The sequence below is a fragment of the Clostridium beijerinckii genome (assembly GCF_018223745.1).
Lineage (GTDB): Bacteria > Bacillota > Clostridia > Clostridiales > Clostridiaceae > Clostridium > Clostridium beijerinckii.
Genome location: NZ_CP073653.1, coordinates 5,212,112 through 5,230,185, shown reverse-complemented (window position 1 = coordinate 5,230,185; position 18,074 = coordinate 5,212,112). Strand labels below are relative to the sequence as shown.

The 18,074-nt window shown below is 30.5% G+C and carries 13 protein-coding genes and 1 pseudogene; 11 read left to right on the top strand and 3 right to left on the bottom strand.

All coding sequences use genetic code 11. The features are described from left to right. Positions 1 to 7: 7 nt before the first annotated feature. Genes KEC93_RS23390 through KEC93_RS23375 form a run of 4 tightly spaced genes read left to right on the top strand, consistent with a single transcriptional unit; the run spans position 8 to position 6,847 of the window. Entirely contained in the window at positions 8 to 1,777 is a 1,770-nt protein-coding gene (locus KEC93_RS23390) for a cache domain-containing sensor histidine kinase (protein ID WP_041900226.1), read from the top strand. Next, on the top strand, positions 1,777 to 3,372 hold the full coding sequence (locus tag KEC93_RS23385) for a response regulator (protein WP_077868674.1): 1,596 nt from the start codon (positions 1,777 to 1,779) through the stop codon (positions 3,370 to 3,372). Before KEC93_RS23390 ends, KEC93_RS23385 begins: the two co-directional genes overlap by 1 nt. Then, entirely contained in the window at positions 3,335 to 4,660 is a 1,326-nt protein-coding gene (locus tag KEC93_RS23380) for a glycoside hydrolase family 30 protein (protein WP_077868673.1), read from the top strand. The genes KEC93_RS23385 and KEC93_RS23380 overlap by 38 nt, the downstream gene beginning before the upstream one ends. Before the next feature lie 57 nt (positions 4,661 to 4,717). Beyond that, complete coding sequence (locus tag KEC93_RS23375) at positions 4,718 to 6,847, top strand: glycoside hydrolase family 3 C-terminal domain-containing protein (RefSeq protein WP_077868672.1); 2,130 nt, start codon at positions 4,718 to 4,720, stop codon at positions 6,845 to 6,847. A gap of 73 nt (positions 6,848 to 6,920) precedes the next feature. Here KEC93_RS23375 and KEC93_RS23370 read toward each other — a convergent pair whose 3' ends face one another. The 3 genes from KEC93_RS23370 to KEC93_RS23360 are packed head-to-tail and all read right to left on the bottom strand — an operon-like array spanning position 6,921 to position 9,654. Beyond that, positions 6,921 to 7,706, bottom strand: a complete 786-nt coding sequence (locus KEC93_RS23370; RefSeq protein WP_077868671.1) for an SGNH/GDSL hydrolase family protein — start codon at positions 7,704 to 7,706, stop codon at positions 6,921 to 6,923. A 15-nt stretch (positions 7,707 to 7,721) separates the two neighbouring features. Then, positions 7,722 to 8,726 (bottom strand): ABC transporter permease, encoded by a 1,005-nt coding sequence (locus KEC93_RS23365; protein WP_077868670.1) that lies wholly within the window; start codon positions 8,724 to 8,726, stop codon positions 7,722 to 7,724. A gap of 13 nt (positions 8,727 to 8,739) precedes the next feature. Continuing rightward, positions 8,740 to 9,654 carry an ABC transporter ATP-binding protein gene (locus KEC93_RS23360; RefSeq protein ID WP_077868669.1) on the bottom strand — a complete coding sequence of 305 codons (915 nt, stop codon included), beginning with the start codon at positions 9,652 to 9,654 and terminating at the stop codon, positions 8,740 to 8,742. Between the two features lie 476 nt (positions 9,655 to 10,130). Between KEC93_RS23360 and KEC93_RS23355 the strand changes: the two genes are divergently transcribed. The 7 genes and pseudogenes from KEC93_RS23355 (at position 10,131) to KEC93_RS26940 (ending at position 18,024) form a co-directional block, all read left to right on the top strand. Then, complete coding sequence (locus KEC93_RS23355) at positions 10,131 to 11,492, top strand: 6-phospho-beta-glucosidase (RefSeq protein WP_077868668.1); 1,362 nt, start codon at positions 10,131 to 10,133, stop codon at positions 11,490 to 11,492. A gap of 29 nt (positions 11,493 to 11,521) precedes the next feature. Beyond that, the gene (locus KEC93_RS23350; RefSeq protein WP_172462667.1) at positions 11,522 to 11,665 is read left to right on the top strand and encodes a hypothetical protein; all 144 of its coding nucleotides are present in this window, start codon (positions 11,522 to 11,524) and stop codon (positions 11,663 to 11,665) included. 13 nt (positions 11,666 to 11,678) lie between these two features. Next, on the top strand, positions 11,679 to 12,542 hold the full coding sequence (locus KEC93_RS23345; protein WP_077868667.1) for a Cof-type HAD-IIB family hydrolase: 864 nt from the start codon (positions 11,679 to 11,681) through the stop codon (positions 12,540 to 12,542). A 123-nt stretch (positions 12,543 to 12,665) separates the two neighbouring features. Further along, positions 12,666 to 14,126, top strand: coding sequence for a glycoside hydrolase family 1 protein (locus KEC93_RS23340; protein ID WP_077868666.1), 1,461 nt, complete (start codon positions 12,666 to 12,668; stop codon positions 14,124 to 14,126). 608 nt (positions 14,127 to 14,734) lie between these two features. Next, positions 14,735 to 16,555, top strand: coding sequence for an LTA synthase family protein (locus KEC93_RS23335; RefSeq protein WP_077868665.1), 1,821 nt, complete (start codon positions 14,735 to 14,737; stop codon positions 16,553 to 16,555). Between the two features lie 146 nt (positions 16,556 to 16,701). Beyond that, positions 16,702 to 17,487 (top strand): annotated as a pseudogene (locus KEC93_RS26945) (transglycosylase SLT domain-containing protein); the annotation flags it as partial. After that, the gene (locus KEC93_RS26940) at positions 17,479 to 18,024 is read left to right on the top strand and encodes a lytic transglycosylase domain-containing protein (protein ID WP_420022552.1); all 546 of its coding nucleotides are present in this window, start codon (positions 17,479 to 17,481) and stop codon (positions 18,022 to 18,024) included. The pseudogene KEC93_RS26945 and the gene KEC93_RS26940, both read left to right, overlap by 9 nt. Positions 18,025 to 18,074 lie beyond the last annotated feature (50 nt).

Here is an 18,074-nt window from a genome sequence, read left to right as displayed (position 1 = left end):
TACAGGTATGTATAAGAAATTGAGAAAAGTTATAAATAAGCTATCTAAAATGAAATTTAATCAGAAGATTACTACATTTTTTATATTGGCAGTCTTAATTACTAATAGTTTTGTGATTTTTGCTGTTTATCAATTAGCAGGAAAGCAAATTACTGAAAAATCCAGTGGATTAGTGCAAGGACAGTTTGAAACAATAACGGATATTTTAAATATAACATTAAAAAATATTATTGAGACATCGAATATGATTACAGGAGACAGTAGAGTTAAAGAATTCTTAATGAATAATAGGCTGACTTCAAAGAATTATAACAAAGATACAAGTGATGCATATTCGTCAGTAAGATATCTCTTGAATACAAACAGTTATATAGATTATATTGGATTGGTGAAATTTGATGGTCCAGAGTTAATATATGTTGGAGAGTCTTGGACAAGTAGCGATTTCAGGACTCAAACTTTAAAAGATTATCAAGATGCTGTAGGCACAAAGTTTGGTAACTGTAAGATAAGCATGAAGAAAAAAGTATTTTATCCAGATCAGTATGTACTAAATATATATCAACCGATCAATGATAAATACAATTTTAATAAATATACTGGATTTTTAGTAATAGGAATTGGAGAAAAAAGTATAAAAGAATTTTACTCTAATTTAGATAAAGGGTTAAAAGTACAAACATATTTAACAGATAAAGATGGAGTTATTATATCTAATGAGGATAAATCTCTGATTGGAACAGAAAGTCCTTATAAAAGCGTATTACAAGGAAAAAGTGGCCAACAAAAAGTTGAAGATAAGATGGTTATTTATGAGAAACTTGATAATTGGGATTGGTATATGGTAGGGGAGATACCCACAAGATCAATGTTAAGGGATACCAATGCAGTAATAATTTTAATAATAGCTTTAGTAATAGGTGCCGGAGTATTAATTAGTATAGCTTGCTATAAATTAAGCAATAACTTATATAAGCCGATGGATGACATTGTAAGAAAGATGAGAGAGGTTTCGATGGGAAATCTGGAAGTTAGAATGGAACATGATTATGATGGCAAAGATTTTAGGCAACTAGCAAGTGGCTTTAATATCATGATTGAAGAAATTAATATACTTATGTATAGGATAAAAAAGGAGCAATCTGAGATTAAGCAAATTGAATTAAACAGACTGCAATCTCAAATTAAACCACATTTTTTATATAACACACTAGAGTGTATACATTGGCAGGCTTTATCGGATGGAAATAAAGATGTATCAAAAATGGTAAAAGCGTTAGCTAATTATTATAGATTATGTCTAAGTAGAGGGAAAGATGTTATTCCTATTTCACAAGAACTAGAAAATGTAGAAAATTATTTGATCATACAAAATATGAGATATAGTGGCATTGCTGAGTGTGAAATAAATGTAGATGAGAATTTCAAAAATGTACTAATACCCAAGCTTACACTTCAACCTTTAATAGAAAATTCCATTTATCATGGAATAAGGGTCAAAGATGGGTATAAAGGTAAAATATTAGTTACCGCAAGAGAAATAAATAACAAGATAGTTATATCAGTTGCTGATAATGGAGTTGGAATGAGACAAGAACAAATTGATGAAATAAATAGCTCTATATCAGTATTTGATGAAAAAACTGGATATGGCTTAAGGAATGTTCATAAGCGAATTGAAATATTATTTGGTAGTGGGTATGGATTATACTACAAGAAAAATGAACATGGTGGAACTACGGTAGATATTATATTACCTAAAGGAGAGAATAATTAATGTATAAAGCTATAGTTGTAGATGATGAGGAAATGATTAGAAAAGGAATATGTAGTGTGATTCCTTGGGAGAAACTCAAGATAGATACTGTTAAAATGGCATCCTCAGGAATTGAATCTTTAAAAATCATGGAAGAAGAAGCATTTGATATCATGATTACAGATATATGTATGACTGAGATGAATGGATTATCTTTAGTAGAAAAGATGAATTATCTAAATCCTAGGTTAAAAATTATTGTTTTAACAGGATATGATAATTTTGAATATGCTCAAAAATGCTGCAAGATGCAGGTGGAGGATTATCTCCTAAAACCAGTAGATGAGATAGAACTTGAGAATGCTATCGGAAGATTAATAGAAGATTTAGAGCATGAGAAAACTTTAAGCCATGAGCAAAAGATAAATAGCAGGATACAAGGTGTAACAGAACAATTAAAGCTTGAACAGATTATGCAAAATTTACTTTATGAACGAGTGAAGACAAGTGAATTTAAAAAAGTATTGAGGGAGTATTCTTACGATAAGGAAGAGATGCTTCAAATTGCTTTGGTATGTCCAATTATAGATGATAATTTAGCTTGGAAACAACATTTTGAATTATTAAATTTATCTATTAAAAATATTTGCATTGAATTATTTGATTCTAAGAAACAAGGGATTACATTTGAGGACAAAAATAAAAATATAGTAATTGCCATATTTATAAGAGAAGAGTTAGAAGAAGTAACATTAAGAGTACAACATTTAATTGAGTATTTAAAAAATGAGTATGAAATTAATCCTAAAGTGATTCTTGGAAGCGTTGTAGGAGGATTTAATAAGATCAATATTTCATATAACGACGCATGTGTTTTATTAAATAATAAGAGCACATATGGAAAAATCATAACTAAAGAACCTAGAGAAATGCGTTTGACTTTATTTAACGAGAGAGTCCAGGAATTTAAGAAGAATATGATAGATAATATAGATGACCTTGAGAAAGTAATGAGTATCTATGAGGCTTATTCAGAGGCTATAGAGTTTTATAATTTATCAACATCATTAGTTAAGAAAACATGTTTTGATATTGGAGGAGGAATATATTTTTCCTATGCCATGGAAAAAGGAGATATATCAGATAATAAATTAAATTCTTTATTAATTTCATTAAAAAATTGTAGTAGAAGTGATGCGTTGAGAATTACACGAGATTTCATAATACAAATACTTCAGACTGATATTGGAGAAAGCCATGAAATTATAAGAAAAGCAAAACAATATATTAATGATCATTTAAATGAAGACATTTCAGTATATAGTATAGCGGAAATGCTTTATTTAACTCCAACCTATTTTTCAAAGCTGTTTAAACATAGTACAGGAGAAGGCTGTAATAACTACATTATACGTAAACGAATACAGAAAGCTAAATCCCTATTGGAAACAACTAGTATGAAAACAGGTAAAATAGCAACTTTAGTGGGATATAAGGATACAAATTATTTTTCTTTAGCTTTTAAAAAACAGACAGGAATGTCACCAACTGAATTTAGAGAAAAAGGGGGAAGTTATAATGAGGAAGGCAACTTTGATTTCAACAACAAGAACTGATAGCTTAGTAAGTAGTACTATAGATATTAGTAAAGATAAATCATACCATACATTAGAGTTAAATGGAGAATCTTATCAAACTATTGATGGATTTGGTGGATGTTTTAATGAGTTAGGATATATAGCATTAAAAAAGATTCCAAATGATAAGAAAGAAGAGGTGCTTAGAAATCTATTTGATCCAGAGGAGTGTAATTTTACTTATTGCAGATTGCCAATTGGAGCAAATGATTATGCAGAAAGCTGGTACAGTCTAAATGAAACTAAGGGCGATTATGAAATGAAGAATTTTAGCATTGAAAGAGACAAAGAATGCTTGATTCCGTACATTAAAGAAGCAGAAAAATATAGTGGGGAGCTTAATTTATTTGCTTCTCCATGGAGTCCGCCAACTTGGATGAAGTTCCCGGAAGTATATAATTTTGGAACACTAATATGGGAGGAGAAAAATCTAAAAGCATATGCTCTTTACTTTAAGAAATTTATTGAAGAATACCAAAAAGAGGGTATTAAAATTAACCAGGTACACATACAAAATGAACCTATAGCAGATCAGAAATTTCCATCATGTGTTTGGTCAGGAAAACAATTACGTGATTTTATAAAAGAATACATCGGGCCATTATTTGAAGAGAATAAACTTGATACTGAGATATGGCTTGGAACATTAAATTCTCCTTATGATGATTATGGAGATGAAAATTGGCAATTTGGTCAGTATAATAATTTTGCTAACACTGTACTAAGTGATAAAGATGCAAAAAGATATATAAAGGGCGTTGGGTATCAGTGGGGAGGAAAGCATGCTTTGCTGCAGACAAGAATTGCTTATCCAGAAATGAAATTGATACAGACAGAAAATGAATGTGGAGAAGGAAAAAATAGCTGGGAATATGCTGAATATGTATTTAATTTAATGTGGACATACTTTATAAATGGAGTAAGCGCCTATACCTATTGGAATATGGTACTTGAAGAAGAGGGAATAAGCACTTGGGGATGGAAACAAAATTCACTTATTACAGTGACAAAAGATAATGATGTTAAATATAATCCAGAGTATTATCTAATGAGACATTTTTCAAAGTATATAAAACAAGGAGCAACAATGAAAGGTCTAAAAGGGGACTTTGCAGGAAATGCTTTGGCTTTTGAAAATCCAGACGGAAGTGTTGTATTAGAATTATTAAATCCATTTGATGAATTACAAGAAGTCACATTTAGTGTTAATGGTGAAGATTATAGCTTTAATATTCAGCCTCATTCTTTTAATACATTGGTTGTTTAGTCTTATAATTAAAAAAAGTTAGAATAAATATTATGATTATTTTAGGAGATGTGTAATATGGTCGAAGAAAAAAGAATTACTCATGAATATGCGTTAGAAAAAGCAAAAGAATTAGTAGGGAAAATGACGCTAGAAGAAAAAGCAGAACAATTAACTTATAAATCATCAGCTGTAAAAAGATTAAATATACCTAGATATAATTGGTGGAATGAGGGATTGCATGGAGTAGCCAGAGCAGGTACAGCAACAGTATTTCCACAAGCTATAGGATTAGCTGCTATGTTTGATGATGAGTTATTGAATGACATTGCAAAAGTTATCGCAACAGAAGGCAGAGCAAAGTATAATGAAAGCAGTAAAAAAGATGATAGAGACATCTATAAGGGAATAACTTTTTGGTCACCAAATGTTAATATTTTTAGAGATCCTAGATGGGGCCGTGGTCATGAAACTTATGGTGAAGATCCATATTTAACATCTAGATTAGGAGTGGCCTTTGTAAAAGGACTACAAGGAGAAGGCAAATATTTAAAAGTGGCAGCATGTGCAAAACATTTTGCTGTTCATAGCGGACCAGAAGGATTAAGGCATGAATTTGATGCAGTTGTAAGTAAAAAGGATTTATATGAGACATACCTCCCTGCTTTTGAAGCTTGTGTCAAAGAAGGTGATGTAGAGGCAGTAATGGGGGCTTATAATCGTACAAATGGTGAACCATGCTGTGGAAGTAAAACTTTATTAAGAGATATATTAAGGGGAAAATGGAACTTTAAAGGTCATGTAGTATCCGATTGCTGGGCAATTGCTGATTTCCACTTGCATCATAGAGTGACAAGCACTGCAACAGAATCAGCAGCATTAGCTATGAAAAATGGATGTGATCTAAACTGTGGTAATGTGTATCTTCAGTTACTACTTGCCTATAAAGAGGGATTGGTAACAGAAGAAGATATAACAACAGCAACAGAAAGATTAATGGCAACAAGAATAAGATTGGGAATGTTTGATGAAGAGTGCGAATATAACAAAATACCATATGAGTTGAATGATTGTAAAGAACATAATGAATTATCATTAAAAGCAGCTAGAAATTCAATGGTTTTATTAAAGAATAATGGAATATTACCATTAAATAAAAATAACTTAAAATCAATTGCTGTTATTGGCCCTAATGCTGATAGCCAGATCATGCTTAAAGGCAATTATTCAGGAACTGCATCTAGATATATAACTGTGTTGGAGGGAATACATGAAGCCGTAGGAGAAGATGTAAGAGTATATTATTCTGAAGGTTGTCATTTATTTAGAGACAGAGTTGAGGAATTAGCAGAACCTAATGATAGATTAAAAGAAGCAATATCAATAGCAGAAAGATCAGATGTTGCAATTCTATGCCTTGGACTAGATTCTACAATTGAAGGTGAGCAAGGAGATGCAGGTAATAGTGAAGGAGCTGGTGATAAAGCAAGCTTAAATTTACCAGGAAGGCAGCAAGAATTATTAGAGAAAATAATAGAAACAGGTACACCTGTTATATTAGTTATTGGCGCAGGAAGTGCATTGACATTTAATAATGCAGAGGATAAGTGTTCAGCTATATTAGATGCTTGGTATCCTGGAAGTAGAGGTGGCAGAGCTGTAGCTGACTTAATATTTGGAAAGTGTTCACCAAGTGGAAAGTTACCTATTACATTTTATAGAAATACTAAGGATCTACCAGAATTTATAGATTATTCAATGAAAGATAGGACATATCGCTATATGTCTTGTGAAAGCTTATATCCATTTGGTTATGGATTAACTTACTCTACTGTAAAATTATCGGAATTGCATGTACCAGATGTAAAAAGTGATTTTGAGGATGTAGAGGTAAGCGTAAAGATAACTAATACAGGAAATTTTGATATAGAAGAAGTTGTGCAATGTTATATAAAAGATCTTGAATCTAAACATGCTGTTAGGAATCATAGTCTAGCAGGATTTAAACGTGTTGGGTTGAAAATAGGAGAAAGCAAGATTGTAAAAATGAAAATCAAGAAATCATCATTTGAAGTAGTAAATGACGATGGAGAAAGGATATTAGATAGCAAAAGGTTCAAATTATTTGTTGGTATATCACAACCAGACAGCAGAAGTATTCAGCTTGTTGAAATATCTCCTTTAGAAGTTGATATCAAGCTAGCATAAATTTTTATAGTATATTATGAAGCTGCTCTAGTCAGAAAATATTTATCAGACTGGGCAGCTTTATTATAGTATATTATTTATAATTTTTTAAAGATTCAATTATTCTGTTAGAAATAGCTTGATAACCAGTGCTATTTGGATGAAAATTATCAGCAGCTAGATAATCTTGTAAGTTGTATTTGAAAAGATCATATGTTGGAATAAAAATTGCATTTGAATCTAATGATAAAAGTTGCTGACTTTGATAATTCCATTCATTTAATATGCTTACCTTATCAGATGTAAGATCTTTTCCAAATGAGTTATACAAGCCAATGAAAACTACCATAGATGATTGATTATTGGTTCTTATTATATTAAAAATAGATTTTAGATTAGCTAAATAGGTATCTTGAATATCTTTTATCTTAGTAGTGGATGAGCTTATATCTGTATTTTTAAGTTTACTTATTTCATTGCCACCTATAGATATAAATATCATGTTCGATCCTTTAATGTCAGCTAAGGTCTGTGACTCTTGAACTACATTTAAAAGCCCGTTAGATACATCTCCGTTTATGGCAAGATTATTTATTTTAATCTCCTTTGAAACTTTAGTTTTCCAGTATTCTGAAAAATAGCCTGAAAAGCCAAGTCCTTTTTCATCTCCAGTTCCTTTAGCAAGGGAGTCACCAAGAACTAATATGTTGTAATAGTTTTGATCTAATTCTTCACTTTTAGGTTGTTCAGATTCCTTATCGGATATCTCTTTAGGAGGGCGAGAACTTATTGATAATGCTGATATAAATCCCATAACTAAGGTTATGGTAGAAACTATGGATAGTAATAAAATAAATTTCCATCTTATATTTTTAAACATTTTAAATCCCTCCTTTTAAACTAATACATCTTGTTTTAAAAATGCAACAAAACTAACAATAAAGGCACCTATGCCCCAAGCTAGAAGTACTAAAGTGCTAAAACTTAATGACATTCCACTTATTGGAGTATATGATCCTGTAAGATACTGAGGTAAGTTTAGATTGATGGCAAAAAAGTACTTTATTGAAGGCCAATCATTTAGAAACAATCTAAGAAAGCCTCCCCCAACTAATGTAGCCATCATTATACCTATGGAGGTAGCTGTATTTCTTACTAAAACTGAAATCATAAATGAAATTGTACCGATAACAATTGATACAAACCATCCAAGAGAGTATACGAGAATTAAATATTGCAATTCGGTTACTTTGATTACATTGGAAACATCTAAGGTTCCGGAAGCAGAGCTAAAACCTGTAGCTACAGGCTCATTAAATCCCCAGTTATTAAAAAATAAACCAGAAATTAAAATTGAAAATAGAGCCATCTCTAGAATTACTATAGAAAACATGATTAGAAGTGCTATATATTTACTAAGTAATATCTTCCATCGAGGAACAGCTCTTGTTAGCAGTACTTTTATAGTTTTAGCAGAAAATTCTCCACATACGCTATCTCCAGCCAATAGAATTATTAGTAAAGGTAGTAATACAGATATGGACTGTTCCATTAGTTTAACTGAAAATTTTGCAGCACTTGGAGTAATTGGATTTATGTTGTTATCTAAATAATACTGATTTTGCTGAATTTGAATATTAATTGAAGGCTTACTTTCGTCAGGGGTATCAGGTCTATTAAGCCTATTTTTTAGGTCCTGGATTTGTTGCTTTTGTAATGACAGCCAAGGGATATCGCCACTTTGAGTAGTTGTCTTTAAATACTTATTCAAAGTGTTTTGATATTGATAATTTTGGCCATATGCAAAAAGCGAAACTAAAATTAGGATTATAGCACTAATAAGTAGAAGTTTCCGCTTATATAATATTTTATTAACTTCATTTTTAACTAATACTAGCAATATATACACCTCCTTAACTAACAATAGAGTTACTTTCTGTAAGTGATAAAAACAGATCCTCCAAATTTTTCTGATTTATACTTACGAACTTTATTGCTATTCCTTCTTCGATAAACGAAGAATTAATTTTTTCAATTTTTGATACATCAACTTTTGCTATTATCTTATTGTCTATAAGTGAACTATTAATATTCCACTTATCTTTTAATATTTTAATTCCCTTTGAATTATCACTTAGAACAAAGGAAACTTCCTTATCACTTATAAGTTCAGAGACTGAAGCGTATTTTAGTAAAGTACCACTTTTTATTATTGCAACAGTATCACACATTAATTCAACCTCAGATATCAAATGGCTAGAAACGAGAACAGCAATATTTTCTTTTTTAGCAAGATCTTTAATAATATGTCTAAACTCATTTATTCCTGAAGGATCAAGTCCATTTGTAGGCTCATCTAATATAAGAAGCTTTGGCTTATGAATAAGAGCTTGCGCAAGTCCTAACCTTTGCTTCATTCCCAAAGAATAAGTAGACACTTTCTCATTTATTCTATTCTGCATTCCTACAAGTTCAATTGCTCTCGTTATATCTTCATTAGTAACATTTTTATTCATAGAAGCAAGCATCTTCAAATTTTCTAAGCCACTTAAATAATTATACATATCTGGACCTTCTATAATACATCCAACTTTAGACATAGCCTTAATATAATCCTTAGTAATTGAATAGCCATCGATTAAAATTTTTCCACTAGTAGGGGAAGAAAGGCCGACAATCATTCTTAAAGTGGTAGACTTTCCAGCACCATTTGGTCCAAGAAAACCTAAAACCTCACCTTCATTAATTGAAAAGGTAATGCCTTTAACAATTTCTTTATTTTTTATAGATTTATGAACATTATCTAATAACAATATTTGTTTTGCCATAGTACACCTTCTTTTTATAATTATTTTAAGATTGATTAAAGTATTGAAGATATAATAATCTATTAAAAATTCGATTCAAATCAGTTTCTTCTGGAAAAGAATTCATGGTGAGAATAAATTCATTATAACTCTTATTATCTATTAATTTTATGTTTTATACTAAATATTACTGAAATTTGTTTAGGTATAATATTCCCATTATTTTGCTTATTGATTCCTAGTAAGTAGTTAGACTAGCTATATTATGAAACAAACTGTTTTATAAAAAAACAAATAACTAAATAGTAGCATGTGTCACTAAATCCGAAAAAATAAGGTATTTTATTTTGGGGTGTGATATCTTTTAGGTAAAGGATTACTTATATGCATTTTGTAAAAAAGTAGCTCTTGTATTTTATATCCAAGGAATTTTCAGATTAGGAAAATATCTTAAATTTAAAATTTGCCTGAGGCGAGATTAAGGGAGGAAATAAGTAATGAAAAAAGAAAAAATCAAAATAGTTACTATTGGTGGAGGATCAAGTTACACTCCTGAATTAATTGAAGGGTTTATAAAAAGGAAAGATGAACTGCCTATTAAAGAAATATGGCTTGTAGATATTGAAGATGGAAAAGAGAAGTTGGAAATAGTTGGAGCAATGGCTCAAAGAATGGTTAAGGCAGCAGGGTTGGATTGGAAAGTTAATTTAACTTTAGATAGGAGAGAGGCCCTTAAGGATGCGGATTTTGTGTCAACTCAATTTAGAGTAGGACTTTTAGATGCAAGAATAAAGGATGAAAGAATTCCTTTAAGCCATGGAATAATTGGACAAGAGACTAACGGTGCTGGTGGTATGTTTAAAGCATTTAGAACAATTCCAGTAATATTAGATATAATAGACGATATGAGAGAGTTATGCCCTAATGCATGGCTTGTTAACTTCACAAATCCATCAGGAATGGTGACTGAAGCAGCTATAAAATATGGCGGATGGGACAGAACTGTTGGACTATGTAATGTTCCAATCAACTGTATAGAAGATGATGCAAAGATGCTTGGAGTTCCTTCAAGTGAATTATTCTTTAAGTTTGCAGGATTAAATCATTTCCATTGGCATAGAGTATGGGATAAGGAAGGTAATGAAAAAACTGCAGAAGTAATTGAAAAATTTTACAACCCATTGTTAGCAGAAGAAAAGAAAGATGCAGGAGTTGCCAATATTAAAGATATCAAGTTTAACTATGAGCAGGTTAAAGACTTGGGAATATTACCTTGTCCATATCATAGGTATTACTATATTACAGATGATATGTTGAAGGAAGAACTTGAAAGTTACTCAAAAGGTGAAACTAGAGCGGAGGTTGTAAAAAGGACAGAGGCAGAATTGTTTGAACTATATAAAGATCCAAAGCTTGACTATAAACCAGAACAATTAACTAAGAGAGGTGGAACTCACTACAGTGATGCTGCTTGTGAATTAATTGCTTCAATATACAATGACAAGAGAACAACTATGGTAGTTAGCACAAAGAATAATGGTGCGTTAGAGGATCTTCCATATGACTCTATCGTAGAAGTTTCAAGTACAATCACGTCTCATGGACCAGAACCGATTAATTTTGGAAAGTTTGATCCAGCGCCAAGAGGTATGGTTCAAATAATGAAGGGAATGGAAGAAACAACAATTTCAGCAGCGGTTACAGGGAACTACAACAAAGCTCTTCATGCATTTACAATAAATCCATTAGTTCCAAGTGGACAAATTGCTAAAGATTTATTAGATGAAATGTTACTTGCACATAAAAAACACTTACCACAATTTGCTGAAAGAATAGAAAAACTAGAGAAAAATAAGTAGTAAACTTTGCAAAATCAGAAGAACAAAGAATGTTGAATAATAAATTTCAAGGATTGCTAAATGATTTCTTATATGGAGGAGCAATAGCTGCGAACCAATTTGAAGGTGGATATCTAGAATTAGAAGGCGGAACGTATTATCCAAGTCATGAAGCAATAGATTGTTATTATTAGGGAGTAGAAAAATATGATAAAATTTATTGTATCAGATATGGATGGAACATTACTTGGAAAAAATAATGATATACCTGAAGAAAATTTAAAGGCTATAAGCAAAGCAGAAGAAATGGGAGTAAAGTTCGTATTTGCTAGTGGAAGAATGTATGAAGATATTAAGCCATTTCTTGATAGATATAATTTAAAGTGTGAATGTATAGTATTAAATGGTGCAGAATATAGAGATAAAGACGGAAATATATTAGAAGGAATTTATATGGACAAAAGTAAGCTTAAGGACATTTTAGAGATAATAAAAAGAGATGGTCTTAATGTTGAGATATACACGGATAAAGGATTATATACTACTAATACTAAAGAAGAATCTTTAAAAGGAAGTGTACTTAGGGTCAAATATTTTCATCCAGAAGTTACAAATAATGAAGAAATCCTTAAGATGGCAAAAGAAGAACAGCATTTTGTAATTTTAAAGTATATTGATAATATAGATGAATTTTTAAGTAGAGATATTAAAATAGGAAAAATTGAGTCTTATGGTGAATGTGAAGATAAGCTTTTTGAATTAAAGGAAGAGCTTAAAACCATAGAGGGGCTTGCAATTGCATCAAGTATTGCAATTAATCTAGAAATAAATCATATAGAAGCTCAAAAAGGAATTATATTAGCTAAGATTTCAGATAAAAAGAGAGTAAAAAAAGAGGATGTTGTTGTAATTGGAGATGGGTTTAACGACTATTCAATGTTTACTGAATTTCCTATATCTTTTGCTATGGAAAATGCAATCCCTGAGATAAAAGAAATAGCAAAATATATAACAGATGCAAATTATAATTCTGGAGTGGCTAAAGCTGTTTATAAAATTTTACACCTATAAAAAGAGCAGCTATGCACATCTGAAAAGAGTGGCTTTGCCACAATACGGAACTTTCCTGCAATACGGATCATTGTACAAATAAACTTATACAGTTAACTGTAAACTGAAGAAAGTGGGGATAAAATGTTAAATAATAAATTTCAAGGATTGCCAAAGGATTTCTTATGGGGAGGAGCAACCGCTGCAAACCAATTTGAAGGTGGATATAGAGAGGGTGGAAAAGGCCTTAGCACATCAGACGTTATGACAGGTGGTACACATACTACACCAAGAAGAATAACTCCAGAATTAGAAGAAGGAACGTATTATCCAAGTCATGAAGCTATAGATTTTTATCATCACTATAAAGAAGACATTAAATTGTTTGCTGAGATGGGGTTTAAGACCTTTAGAATGTCAATAAATTGGACTAGAATTTTTCCGAATGGTGATGAGTTAGAACCAAATGAAGAAGGATTAAAATTCTATGATGATGTTTTTGCAGAATTAAAAAAATACAACATTGAGCCATTAGTTACAATATCTCACTATGAAACACCTTTTGGTTTAACTAAAAAGTATAATGGGTGGGCAAGTAGAGAAGTTATTGATTGTTATGTTAGATATTGCAACACAATATTTAACAGATATAAGGATGTCGTAAAATATTGGCTCACATTCAACGAAATAAATTGTTTAACAATGCCATTTGGTACATTTATGGGTGGTGGAATTTTATTGGATAAAGGTGGTGAACTTGAATTTAATAAAGAGATTGATGATAGTAGACAAATAAGATTTCAAGCTCTTCATCACCAATTCATTGCAAGCGCAAAAGCTGTTAAACTGGCACACCAAATTAATACAGATTTCAAGGTAGGATGTATGATTGCATATATGACAACATATCCTTATACATGTAATCCGGAAGATGTACTTTTAGCTCAGGAAAGAGATAATTTGAATAATTTTTTATGTTCTGATGTTCAAGTAAGAGGAGCTTATCCTGGTTTTGCAAAGAGATTTTTTAGAGAGAATAATATAGAAATAAAGATGGAAGAAAATGATGAGCAAATTCTAAAGGAAGGTTGTGTAGATTTCTATACATTTAGTTATTATATGTCAAACTGTTCAAGCACAGATCCAGAATTAGAAAGAACATCTGGAAATATACTTGGAGGTGTAAAGAATCCATATCTTAAAGCAAGTGATTGGGGATGGCAAATTGACCCTAAAGGATTAAGATGGACATTAAATAATATTTATAATAGATATCAAATTCCTTTAATGGTTGTGGAAAATGGTTTAGGTGCTGTGGATAAAGTTGAAGAAGATGGATCGATTAATGATGGATATAGAATTGACTATTTAAAAGCACATATTGAAGAGATGAAAGAAGCAGTTAATGATGGAGTAGAATTAATAGGATATACTCCTTGGGGATGTATTGATTTAGTTAGTGCATCAACTGGAGAAATGAAAAAAAGATATGGATTTATTTATGTTAATAAAGATAATGATGGAAATGGAGACTTAAGTAGATCAAGAAAAAAGAGTTTTTATTGGTATAAGAAAGTAATAGAAAGTAATGGAGAAGAACTTTAATATAAACTATATTTAAATATAAAACTTACTGAAATGAGTATAATACTTTTATTGTGATTTCTAATGAAACACTTAATAAAAGTATTATACTCAATTTTTTTATATAAAACATATTAATGGAGAAATTTTAATTGTGGAGTATTAGGAATATGAAAAAAGAAGGGATATGTTTGATATATTAATGTAGTTTATTTAAATTATAAGTTTTATTTTGGATAAAAGTATGCAATTTTGATGTAAATCAGGAATTTGCACAAGTAGCTTTTATCCTTTTTTTATCTTAATATGTAAATGATTCCGGGTTGATATTATATAGGTTCTAGTGTAATTTATTAATTATAAAGCTATTTAATCGCATTACTTGATATTTTAAGATAAACTTTGATTAATTAAGCTCTTAAGCGTCGATAAATTAAGGAAATTATAAAATATTTAATAATAATAAGTAATTTTAAACTTATGATAATTAGTAATAATGATTTATAATTTAAGTAAGATTCATATTAACATTAAAATATTGTAATTATCTTTTAATAAAATTATATTGGTAAAAGATAAAGTTTGAGTTATAATGTAGGAAGAAAAATGGATATTAATGGAGAATGAAAATGGAAACAAAAGAAAGAATGAAAAATTTAGTTCGAAGAAATTGGTTATTTATATTTATGGTAGCAATGTTACAAGCTAAATCAACATTGCTATTATCTATGCTAAGGACACAAGATTCATCAAGTATAAGTTTAGGAAGTGCTTATTTTGATAGTCCAGTACTTTGGGTGCATATAGCAATAATAGTATTAGTATGCAGTCCAATATTTCTTTTTAAAGAAAGGGGGAGGCTTGGTGCTGCCTTAATAATAGATATTTTAGTGACAATTCTTTTTGTTGCAGATATCTGGTATTATCGTTCAAATGAAACCTTTTTATCTATAAGACATTTAATGCATACTGAGATATTTAATCCGGAAGGCAAAAGTTTATTTAATTTTAGAATAGTGGATTTAGTATTTATCATTGACTTTGTAATGCTCTTCTTAATACATAAGTTTATTAAAGTTAAAGAAGCGAATGAAAGTCAAGCATATTTTAGGATAGCAAAGACCTTGTATGTATTTATCGCAAGTGCACTTGTTATATGGCTTGGTTATTACACAGTAGATGTCAAGCAAATGGATCAAGGGAAAAATGTATTTAGATTGTCTTGGGCGCCATTTCAGACTTTTGGAGATATGAGCCCACTTGGATATCATGGTTTTGATATTCAGTTCTATAAAAATAAAAATAAGACTTTAACAGAAGAAGACAAGAAAGAAATAGAAAATTGGTTTAGCGCTAATAAGGAAGATTTACCTGACAATAGTTACAAGGGAATGTTTAAAGGGAAAAATGTAATTGCACTACAGGTAGAGTCTTTGGAGAACTTTGTAATTAATGAAAAAGTGTATGGACAAGAAATAACACCAAATTTAAATAAGCTATTATCAAATAGCTTGTATTTTAATAATATACGCGAACAAAATAATTCTGGAACAAGTTCAGATTGTGATTTGATGGTTAATGCATCAGTACTTCCTATAAGAGAAGGCACTACAGTATATTCTTATCCTTGGAGTCAATATAATACACTCCAAAATATTTTAGAAGGTAAAGGATATTCTACAGTTTCTACCCATGCAGAACCACCTGGGAATTGGAATTGGACAGAAATGCATAAAAGTTATGGGGCTGATAAAATATTAGATGTAGGAAAGTTTAATCAAGATGAAATTATAGGTTTGGGACTTTCAGATGAATCATATTTAAAGCAAGTAGCTCAAAAGTTACAAGATGAAAAACAACCTTATTATGCATTTATGACTACGTTGACAAGTCATGGCCCTTTTGAGATGCCAGAAGATAAAAAATATTTGAATCTACCTAAGGAACTTGATGATAATATGTTAGGAAAATATTTTCAATCTGTAAGATATACCGATGAGGCTATCGGAAAGTTTATAGCAGAATTAGATAAGGAAGGTTTATTGGATAATACGGTAGTTATGATTTACGGTGATCATTGTGGTGTTCATAAGTTTTATGAACAAGATATAGAAAATGCACCTTTAGAAGGAGATTGGTGGAAGGATAATCAAAGAAAAATTCCTTATATTATTTACTCAAAGAACTCAAAATCAGAAGTCATATCAACAGCTGGTGGGCAAACAGATTTTAAACCGACAATATTATACTTGCTTGGCGAGGATAGAAGTGAATTTGAGAATAATTCAATAGGAAGAGTATTAGTAAATACGAATAGAGATGCTACAATTTTAAATGAAGGTCAAATTGTAGGAAATCCAAAAGATGAAAAAGAAGTAAAGCATCTAAAAGATGAATTCAAAGTTTCGGAAGCCATCATTGAAAAAAATTATTTTAAAAATAATAAATAACATTAATAAATTATAAAATACATAATTAATACTGATTTTTAATGATAAATTTTAATATGAAATTTAACTTTTTAAAATCAGTATTAGTTATTTAGTCAAATAACATTTTTTATTAAGAATCAGTTAAAAGGAAGTGATGGATTACTTTGAATATTAAAAAAGTACTTACAGTTTTATCAGCATTAATTGCACTAAGCTTCATTCCAACATTAAATGTACAAGCAGATGTTACTGATACAAATATAACATCAAGCATTGGTTGGAAAAACGAAAATGGATCTTGGTATTATTATAAGTCTGACAACACAAAAGCAATTGGATGGATTAAACCGGATAATAATTGGTATCATTTAGATGAATATAGTGGTAAAATGACAACTGGATGGTTAGAGGATAAAGGAAACTGGTACTATATGGATGATAATGGGGCTATGGTAAAAGGATGGAAAAAGTTAGATGGCGATTGGTATCTTTTGACTGATTCGGGTGCTAGGGCAACTGGAATTCAGCAGGATAATTCTAATTTGTATTATTTCAAAGATTCAGGGGTTATGGCTACAAATATTGGATGGACTAAGATAAATGATAAATGGTACTATTTTGATAAAGATGGGAAGATACATACTGGATGGATTGAGAATAATGATAAGTGGTATTACTCAAACGATGATGGAAGTATGGTAACTGGTACTGATAAAATAGGAAATATAACATATGTGTTTAGCGATACTGGTGAGATGGAAACTGGATGGGTTAATGTGAACAATAACTGGTATTATTTCAATACTGATGGAAGTGTTGCGACAGGGTGGATAAATCTTGATGGAGCATGGTATTACCTAAATGATAATGGATCAATGGCGACAGGATGGGTTACATCAAATGGAAGCGATTATTACTATTTAGATCCTACTTCAGGAAAAATGCTAACGGATACTACCATAGATGGATATAAGATTGGGTCGGATGGAAAAAGGTATAAGACGTTTAATCAAATTCCTTTAAGCACTAGCTCGAAGGGGTCAGGTGATACTATGAAAAAAATATATAACTCAGTAAATGATTCGGCAAATAAATATGGACTAGATTCAAAATTGATACTAGCTATAATTAAAGCAGAGTCAGATTTTGATCCAAAAGCAACGTCAAGCTCAGGCGCAACTGGATTGATGCAGATTATGCCTCAGAATTATTCATATCTTGGAATGACTGACGGATATGATATAGAGCAAAATATCGATGGAGGGTCAAAATTACTAAAAGAATATCTAAACCAATTTAATGGTGATGTAAAAATAGCAATAGCAGCTTATAATGCTGGACCACAAAATGTAAAAAAAGATGGAGTTTTATCAGATGATGATTTATGTAAGATGTCGCAAGGGGTTCAGGATTATGTTGAGAGAGTAATGCAATATTACAAGGATGAAAGCATTGCTATAGATGGAAAAAATCTTATAGAAACATAAAATTAATTTCGTATTCAATTTAATCATATTTTAGCTAAAAAATAAAAAAG